Origin of the sequence: Pseudolysinimonas sp. (assembly GCF_031389465.1) — a bacterium.
GTDB lineage: Bacteria > Actinomycetota > Actinomycetes > Actinomycetales > Microbacteriaceae > Pseudolysinimonas_A.
Genome location: NZ_JANMSQ010000289.1, coordinates 1 through 2,603, shown reverse-complemented (window position 1 = coordinate 2,603; position 2,603 = coordinate 1). Strand labels below are relative to the sequence as shown.

Annotated in this window: 4 protein-coding genes; 3 read left to right on the top strand and 1 reads right to left on the bottom strand. The window is 67.5% G+C overall.

Going from position 1 to position 2,603, the window contains the following annotated elements; genetic code table 11:
• Positions 1-747 (top strand): hypothetical protein (locus RMO30_RS11315; protein WP_309713449.1); only part of this gene is annotated, 747 nt, incomplete at its 5' end.
• Between the two features lie 5 nt (positions 748-752).
• On the opposite strand, the gene RMO30_RS11310 is transcribed toward RMO30_RS11315, so the two are convergent.
• The gene (locus RMO30_RS11310; RefSeq protein ID WP_309713446.1) at positions 753-1,190 is read right to left on the bottom strand and encodes a cupin domain-containing protein; all 438 of its coding nucleotides are present in this window, start codon (positions 1,188-1,190) and stop codon (positions 753-755) included.
• A gap of 30 nt (positions 1,191-1,220) precedes the next feature.
• Between RMO30_RS11310 and RMO30_RS11305 the strand changes: the two genes are divergently transcribed.
• Together RMO30_RS11305 and RMO30_RS11300 are read left to right on the top strand one after the other, a co-directional pair.
• Positions 1,221-1,574, top strand: a complete 354-nt coding sequence (locus tag RMO30_RS11305) for a hypothetical protein (RefSeq protein WP_309713443.1) — start codon at positions 1,221-1,223, stop codon at positions 1,572-1,574.
• A 101-nt stretch (positions 1,575-1,675) separates the two neighbouring features.
• On the top strand, positions 1,676-2,603 hold a 928-nt coding region (locus RMO30_RS11300; protein ID WP_309713441.1), incomplete at its 3' end, for a DUF222 domain-containing protein.

The following is a 2,603-nucleotide window of genomic DNA, read 5'->3' as shown; positions in this document are numbered from 1 at the left end:
TCCCAGCTCGTCAGCGCGATCCGGCGACTGAGTCTCGACGACGCCAACATCCTCGTCGTGCAGCCGTCGACCGTGCAGGTGCAGCAATCCACGGTGAGCCATTTCGGCCGCATGCCCGACCATGTGCTCGACGGATCCGCGCGCATCCCCTTCGTGCTTTTGGCGACCGACGGCAAGATCGCCGCATCCGGCATCGCGACGGGAAGTGCGAGCTTCCGAGCGGCGGTGGATCCGGAATCGGCGACCCTGGTGTGGACGCCGATCGACGATGTTCAGACGAACCCGTCGGCCACGCATCCGTCGATTCCCTCCTGGCTGAAGGCAGCGGCGGCGGCCATCGCAGGGTTCGTTCTGATCGCGGCCTTCTCGCTGCCTCTCGTCGTGCTCGACCTCGGACCGGCGACCGACACGCCGGCACTGCTCGACCACAACTTCCGGGCGGAGTCGCTCACCGCAGGATCAGCGTGGGAGATCGGCATCCTGCTCGCGCCGCTGATCGCCGCGCTGCTCGCGCTCGCCGTGTGGTCGGGGCCGCGTGCTTGGGTCGTCGTCGTTGCAGCGTTTGTCGTGACCGCAGCCGCCGGCGCGGCTCAGGCAGCGACGGAGGGGTGGGGGATGAGCCACCTGATCGTGTGGGGTGTCGGTGCCTACGTGCCGGCGCTTCTGCTTTTGATCGCGGCCTTCATCGAGTCCAAGGTCGGTCCGCCCGTCAGCGTGATCGAAAGATTCCGCAGGAGCATCGGGTAGCGGTCTTACCAGGGTGACGGGCGCTCGTCGTCGCGGGTGGAATCCGATGGGAACGTCTCGAGCTCAGTACCGCCCGCGCGGATGCACAACCAGGTGAGCGGCTCGGGGCTGTCGGGAACGGCACGCCACGTGCGCATCACACCCTGACCGACGCGGATGGCGGTGCCGGCGGTAACGGGGACGACCTCGTCATCCAGACCCATCTCGCCTCGGCCGGTGAGGAAGACGTACAACTCCTCTAGCTGCGAATGCGAGTGCCAGTAGCCGGCCTCCTCGCCGGGGATGAACGAATTCGCCGTCAATCCGATGTACTGCATGTCGACCTCGTGGTCGACGACCCGGCGGCCGTCACGGGATGTCGTCGCCCGGAAGCCGCCGTAGTGGTTACGCCACTCGCCGAGGGTGCCGAGCTCGATGCGTTCGTGGTCGCTGCGTGAGGTCATGCTTTGATCTTGCACCCGTACGGTGGGTTCATGTCCGCTGACATTCTCGCGACCGTCGCGCTGTCGGCATCCAGCGTTCTGCTTGGTTTCGGGTTGCCGCTCGCGTCGGGGCTCGCCATCCTCGGCCTCGTGCGAGGGTTCGTCGAAAACCGGTGGCGAGAGTTCGTGCTCGGGATGCTTCTCGTCGTTGTTCTCGTAGCTGCTGGGGTGTTTCTGCGGACGTGGGGAGCGGGGTTGGTGCCGGTCGAGTCGCTCGGGGTTGCGAATTCGACGGCTGCTTTCGTGTTCACCGCGGTGACGCCGCCGGGGGTCGTGCTCGGGGTGCTGCTCGTTGTCGTCGGGTTGGTGCGGCGGTATGTGGGGGCTCGTTCGCGTTCTCGGTGAGTGCTGCTCGGTGAGTCCTCCACAGGGGTCTGCGGGGCGACTTCTTGTACTTTCGAAAGTTTGTTCGGGCTGAGAGAATGGGATCCGAAAGGATTTCACTCATGACCTCCACCACCGCTCTCGCCACCGCCGTTGCGGTGCTGCGCGATGTGCCGCGGTCGGTCGGCGCCTGTCATGCGGCGTCGGATGCGACGCTCATGGAGTGGTTGCGGCTCGCGGGAGAGGCGAACAAGCTGGCGGATGCGCACATCGCGCTCGCGGCGGGCGAGCTCGAGCGGCGGTCTGATCCGCAACTGGGCGGGGCGGGGTTGGCGCGACGCGAGGGTGCGCGTACGCCCGAAGAGTTGCTGCGCTCGACCACCGGAGTGACAGGTCGGGATGCCGTGGTCGCGCTCCGCGTCGGTCGCCTCGCGCAGGCTGATGGCTCGGTTCCCGGCGATCGGGTGCTCGGCGATCGGGTCGTCGACGGAACGGTGTCGGTCCAGGCGGCTGAGGCGATCCGGGCGGGGCTGGATGGGTCGGGTGCAGATCCGGTGCTTGTGGCTGAGGCGACCGAGTTGCTGTGCGACCAGGCTCCGACGCTCGACCCCGACCGGCTGCTCAAGCGCGCCCGGGAAGTACGCGACGAGATCGACGAAGCCGGCATCGCGTCACGGGAGGCCGTGTTGCGGGGGCGGCGGTCGATCCGGCGGCTCGATCTGCGCGACGGCATGAAACGCCTCATCTGGGATTACGACCCCCTCACCGCTGGTGTCGTCGACGAGATTTACGACCGGGCGACATCACCTCGTCGAGGCGGGCCGCGGTTCGTCGACTCCGAGCAGGTGCGCCGGGCCGAGGGGCTCGAGCGGGATGAGCGCACCGTCGAACAGATCGCGTCGGATGCCTTCACCGAACTGCTGCGGCAAGCGGGTGGGCTCGACCCGTCCGTTCTGGTCGGCAAGGGTGCGCCGGCGGTGCGGGTGCTCGTGTCGGCTACGGATCTCGTCGCGGGTGTCGGGCACGGAGTGATCGAAGGCTCGAACGAAG

Bases quoted from the DNA above. Each gene is read 5' to 3' on its own strand.
- RMO30_RS11310 (WP_309713446.1), bottom strand. From the start codon at position 1,190: ATGACCTCACGCAGCGACCACGAACGCATCGAGCTCGGCACCCTCGGC.
- RMO30_RS11305 (WP_309713443.1), top strand. From the start codon at position 1,221: ATGTCCGCTGACATTCTCGCGACCGTCGCGCTGTCGGCATCCAGCGTT.